Consider the following 4,816-nt stretch of genomic DNA (forward strand, 5'->3'; position numbering starts at 1 on the left):
GCTACTTTCAAACACTTACGAGTGACCTTGATGAAGCTCTAACTGAAACACAAGCCGCACTCGACGACGCTGTATTTACCTCCCCTACTCAGCGCGTTGATGTGGCTCAGAGATTGTTTCAACTAGCGATTATGCGAGCTGTAGCGCATTATTCTTATGGTGCCTCTATTGATGAACTACGCCCTTTTGTACTCGCTATTTTACCTTATCGTGAACAGCTCACCTTGGTAGCTAATAACATTCCACAACCCCATCAGCTTTACCGTGTTGATTTTGAGCAACTTGGAGGCGCTGGCGATGCGTGTGGCTCTGCGAATATAAATCGCTATATTTATACGCTTTGGTGGCTGTCGTTACTCGTTGCCTGCGACGCGCCCACTGAGCATATTAGTAAAACGCTTGATGTCATTGGTGAACAAGGTAAAGATGCATTATTTGATGCTATTGCCGTAAAGCTCGGTGATTCACAACGCCCTATGGCAAAGACCCTCTATTACCCTGATGTTTACCAGTGTTTGTTTGACGCCTTTAGTCTTGATAAAAATACGCAAGCACAGAAGCTAAACCAGTTTATATCGCAATGGTATGCCCAACTTGATGATGCCGACTGGCACGGCAACCATGAATGTGATTGTGAATTTGAATATACTGATTATTATATTGGGTACTGGTGTTTAGAGCATGCGTTAGTGGCAAACTTACTTGGTATAACCAAAGTACAGCTTACGCCACATCCAATGCTAGCCAATGATTTAATACGTAATAAGCCTGAGCGCTAAGGACAGCCAATGCAACCTGATATAAAACACATCCCGCAACACCTAGGTCAGTACCTTTATCAACAAATTGATGCTCCGTGGCTTAAAGCTCAGCTTATTTTAGATTGCGAGAATAACAATGTACTTGAGTGCAAAGCCTACTTTATTAAAGCAGACGACGAAACACAGCATGCAATTGCTGTATCTGAAAATATAACAGCGTTGTTTAAAACGTTATTTGACCACGCTATAAAAAACGAAGTGGAAAATTGGCAGCGCGCTATTTTTACTATCACTCGTCAAGGTCAGTTCAACTTAAACTTTGAGCGCGATAATAATGACGAAGAATTAATATCCGCTGTTAAAACATATTAAGTATTAATGTAACCCGCTCTTTAACAACACGGATGCTGGCTGGTGCTACAGCCTTTTAAAATTAGTACCTTAGCTTTTGGCTGTATTTCAAATTGGGCCCCTCATTTACTTCTCATTCTTTTCTCTTTGTGCAAACGATTTTTTTAAAAATTATTCATAATGATGTTAGAAGACGCTGCGCTTAATGGGGCGGGAACACAGATATTTATCAAGCCTGGTTTAATCACTGGTGACAAAATACAACCAAACTAACAAATTGGCCGGATGCAATATAATGAATGAAAATGCAAAAAAAACACTCATCGAGAGGAAGTTTACTTCAATAGACTACATCAAACTTTACGTGGATAGTTATCAGGAAATTGTTGAAACGCTTGAAGCCGGAATGAATGAGTTTGAACTCCAGTTGCAAAAAAACCCGACTTTAAACATGGACAACTTTAAGTCATGGCAACTACGAGGCGCTCCCAATATAAAACGCGGCGCTCAGAATGCGCTTGAACACTTTGAAAAAGCTAAAAAAGGCCACCTTACAGGAATTGCAAGCTCTGCTGGTAATTTAAGAGGCTTATCACGCGATGTTGATAACATAGGTGGTTTTGGTGAGTGGTGGCATGAAATAGATAATAAATACTGGGATACTTTTTATTCAACATATATGAAAACGAAAAAAATAGGCTCGAATATCGATTATACCATTTCAGGTTATTGGGATAATGATGAAATTCTTGATGAAGAAATTACAGGGCCTATGGATAAAAACGAGCTGCTGAATTATTTAAAGCCAGGCGAATCGCTTGATGATTTGTCATAAATAAAACGCTAAGGACAGCACATGCAACCCGACATTAAAAACATCCCGCAACACCTAGGTCAGTATCTTTATCAACAAATTGATGCTCCGTGGCTTAAAGCTCAGCTTATTTTAGATTGCAATAATAATGTGATTGAGTGCAAAGCCCATTTTATTAAACCAGATGACGAAACACAGCATGCAATTGCTGTATCTGAAAATATCACTGCGCTGTTTAAAACGTTATTTGACCATGCGATTAAAAACGAAGTTGAGGATTGGCAACGCGCTATTTTTACTATCACTCGTCAAGGCCAGTTTAACTTAAACTTTGAGCGCGATAATAACGATGAAGAAGTAATAGCCGCTGTTCAGACACATTAAGTATTAATTTGCTCTTTAACAACATAGATGTTGTGAAGTTAGGCGCTAAAAATTAACGCCCTAACCTTTCACATAATAGCTGCTTTTTACGGTTAACGCCCTCATTTACTTCTCATTCTTTCCTCTTTATGCAACATGGCCTTCAGTAAAACATTCACAAAGAGCTTAAGAAGCGCTGCGCTTAAAGAAATAGAAACTGTCTAGTAAAAGCAGGGAGGTCCACTCAAAGTATTAGAGCAATGGGCAACAATATCGAAAGGTAGAACAATATGAATCTTGAACAAGAAAAAAATCAACTTATCGAAGACCTAAGTGATATTTATAAAGCGCTCTTGAAAAAATTAATTACTGAAAAAAAGGACTTTAATACAATAGCCGTTCATTGTGATTCTGGTTTTAGTTCGTTTGGTTTTTCTTGGAATTCTAAGCATTATTTAGAAAAGAAAAAAGAAAAATTTCCTGAAAATGATTGGCCTATACTCAAATATTCAGTATCTGAGTGGGAAAATATTTTTTATGAATATAAGAGCTTTAACGAAATCAATGAAAAAATAGAAGAAATATTTGATGACCTATATAGTGAAGATCTAACTGATGCACAAATAACACAATTTTTTAGCGAGATAGTACTTGAGGTGATCTTAGATATTAAAAAAGCAGTTTCTGATCACGCCAATACATTTATCTCATTACAGTTTAGCGACCCTAGTGATAAAGAAATCGATTTAATGCAAAAAACCACCCAACTAACAACTGATGGATATAGAGATCCTGAATTTGAAAATTACTTAGAAAAAATAAAATAATTTGTAATAAATTCATATAATAGTTATTACAGTCTAACCTAATTAAAATAATTTCTAGTGCTAAGGATAGCCAATGCAACCCGACATTAAAAACATCCCGCAACACCTAGGTCAGTATCTTTATCAACAAATTGATGAACCATGGCTTGAAGCTCAGCTTATTTTAGATTGCGAAAATAATGCGGGGGTTGAGTGCAAAGCCCACTTTATAAAAGCAGATGACGAAACACAGCATGCAATTGCTGTATCTGAAAATATAATTGCGCTGTTTAAAACATTATTTGATCATGCAATTAAAAATGAAGTGGAAGATTGGCAACGCGCTATTTTTACCATTACTCGCCAAGGCCAATTTGGTTTAAGTTTTGAACGCGATAATAACGATGAAGAAGTAATAACCGCGGTCAACACATTAAGTATTAATTTACCCCACTCTTTAACAACACGGATGTTGCGAGGCTAAGCGCTAACAATTAGCGCCTAGCCTTTCACATAATTGCTATTTTTTATGGCTAACGCCCTCATTTACTTCTCATTCTTTTCTCTTTGTGCAATATGTTTTTTGAGTAAATTATTCACAAAGAGGGCTAGAGGCGCTGCGCTTAAAGAGTAAAAGCTTATTACGGCAACTAATTTGAAAAACTCCAAACTAATGGCCCTACGTTTTTACAAACAATAATATAAGTATAACGGGCTCAGGTAATGGCGATTTAATTATTCACAACGCAGGCGGCGAGATAAAACTCGACAGTCAAGGCAATGTTGATATTACCGCCACTAACGTACTTACACTCGATGGCACATTTATAACCTTTGATGGCCCAGTTGATTACGACATAACCAGCCCACAAACAGCGCGGGCACCGAGCAATGCAAACCCTGTTAACATTAGCCAAGTGACTGCGTTTGATTTGGGTGACAATACGTTATCCGCAAGTACACTCGCTCAGCTTGAACTTGAATACCTTTATGATGATGGTTCGCCCGTTGATGGTATTGACTATATTGTTATCGATAATGAGGGCATTGAACATACCGGCTCACTGGCAAACGGTGTAGCCACCTTGGCTAATTTACCGCAAGGTAAAAGTGATGTTTTGCTGCGTGCAACCACTCAAGCTGATGAGCAACAACTCATCCAACTGCGTAACGACTTTAAACAACATCTCACCTCCATGCTTGATGAAATAAGCAAACAAGCAGCTATTGGCGATGCTATTTTTGAGCAAGAAGACTTTTTCACCCAATGGATGATTGAAACCGGTGCACGCGCAACGGGCCTGTATCAAGGCGCAAAATCCCTTGTAACGGGTATCGCTGATTTAATCGTATTAGGGATTGATGTAAATATCAGTGTGTATTCTGCCTGCTTTAGAATGATTGACGCTATTGCCAGTGGTGATAAACACGCGGTTAAGCACGAACTTGAAACAATTTTAGCCTTTAGCCAAAAAACAACCAGTGCATTATCAGATGCCTTTGAATTATTACTCGCCTTAATGGACGATGAAGATACCCGCAATACACTCGCGCGCTTTCCGTATGACTATATTGAAGCCCATTCGTACGTAGATAAACAACGTATAACCGGTGTAATGGCCTTTGAAATATTATTAGCGATATTAACAGGCGGGGTGGGTGTTGCCGCTTCTGCAGCGAGTAAATCAAAACACCTTGCCAGCGCCAATCGCGCACTGGTT

General features: G+C 38.7%; 6 protein-coding genes and 1 pseudogene. All 7 read left to right on the plus strand.

Annotated features, from left to right (window positions below; all coding sequences use genetic code 11):
• The coding region (locus L659_RS0122690) for a PoNe immunity protein domain-containing protein (RefSeq protein ID WP_024592063.1) at positions 1-779 on the plus strand (779 nt) is incomplete at its 5' end.
• A 9-nt stretch (positions 780-788) separates the two neighbouring features.
• The gene (locus L659_RS0122695) at positions 789-1,133 is read left to right on the plus strand and encodes a DUF600 family protein (RefSeq protein WP_024592064.1); all 345 of its coding nucleotides are present in this window, start codon (positions 789-791) and stop codon (positions 1,131-1,133) included.
• A gap of 274 nt (positions 1,134-1,407) precedes the next feature.
• Positions 1,408-1,947 (plus strand): hypothetical protein, encoded by a 540-nt coding sequence (locus tag L659_RS0122700; RefSeq protein WP_155945834.1) that lies wholly within the window; start codon positions 1,408-1,410, stop codon positions 1,945-1,947.
• Positions 1,948-1,968: 21 nt separating this feature from the next.
• Positions 1,969-2,310, plus strand: a complete 342-nt coding sequence (locus L659_RS0122705) for an immunity protein YezG family protein (RefSeq protein WP_024592066.1) — start codon at positions 1,969-1,971, stop codon at positions 2,308-2,310.
• A gap of 269 nt (positions 2,311-2,579) precedes the next feature.
• A complete protein-coding gene (locus L659_RS0122710) occupies positions 2,580-3,116 on the plus strand; it encodes a DUF4303 domain-containing protein (protein ID WP_024592067.1) in 537 nt (178 codons plus the stop codon).
• A gap of 73 nt (positions 3,117-3,189) precedes the next feature.
• A complete protein-coding gene (locus L659_RS0122715) occupies positions 3,190-3,579 on the plus strand; it encodes a hypothetical protein (protein ID WP_024592068.1) in 390 nt (129 codons plus the stop codon).
• Positions 3,580-4,012: 433 nt separating this feature from the next.
• Positions 4,013-4,816, plus strand: a pseudogene (locus L659_RS0122720) (contractile injection system protein, VgrG/Pvc8 family); the annotation flags it as partial.

This window comes from Pseudoalteromonas sp. S8-8 (assembly GCF_000497875.1).
GTDB classification, from domain to species: domain Bacteria; phylum Pseudomonadota; class Gammaproteobacteria; order Enterobacterales; family Alteromonadaceae; genus Pseudoalteromonas; species Pseudoalteromonas arctica.